This window comes from Pseudoalteromonas luteoviolacea, assembly GCF_018100925.1.
GTDB classification, from domain to species: Bacteria; Pseudomonadota; Gammaproteobacteria; order Enterobacterales; family Alteromonadaceae; genus Pseudoalteromonas; species Pseudoalteromonas obscura.
Genome location: NZ_JAGJEH010000062.1, coordinates 1 through 475 on the forward strand (window position 1 = coordinate 1; position 475 = coordinate 475).

Below are 475 nucleotides of genomic sequence, written 5' to 3' on the forward strand. Positions count from 1 at the left end.
GAGTTTGATCTCACTGTTTGAACCAAATTGATCTGCTGTTAAACCTAAGTAATCTTGGCCTTCAACATAGTCAGTTTCACCTTGAGTAACTGTGTAGCCAGCTGAGTTAGAAGCACGAAGACCCGCAAAGTTAAACGCGCCATTTTCATCTGTTGTGGTGCGCAGATTCACCGCTTCACCGTAAAGATCCTGACCTGTTAACTGGATCTCAATCCCTGCAAGGACAAAATCATTCCTGTTGTTGGTACCATCTTGATTGATATCGACAAATACACGACCTGATATTGATTTGTCGCCAGTGCTTAGTTGCTCAGTGAAGATAAGTTCAGGTGCAGCTTGCTCACCCAGTACCAATTTGATCTCACTGTTTGAACCAAATTGATCAGCCGTTGAACCAAGATAATCTTGGCCTTCAACATAGTCAGTTGTGCCTTGAGTAACTGTGTAGCCAGTCGAATTTGATGCGCGAAGGCCT

The 475-nt window shown here is 43.8% G+C and carries 1 protein-coding gene; it reads right to left on the minus strand.

The window, feature by feature from the left end; genetic code table 11:
* A partial coding sequence (locus J8M00_RS28060; protein ID WP_211013651.1) for an SdrD B-like domain-containing protein occupies positions 1 to 475 on the minus strand: 475 nt, incomplete at both ends.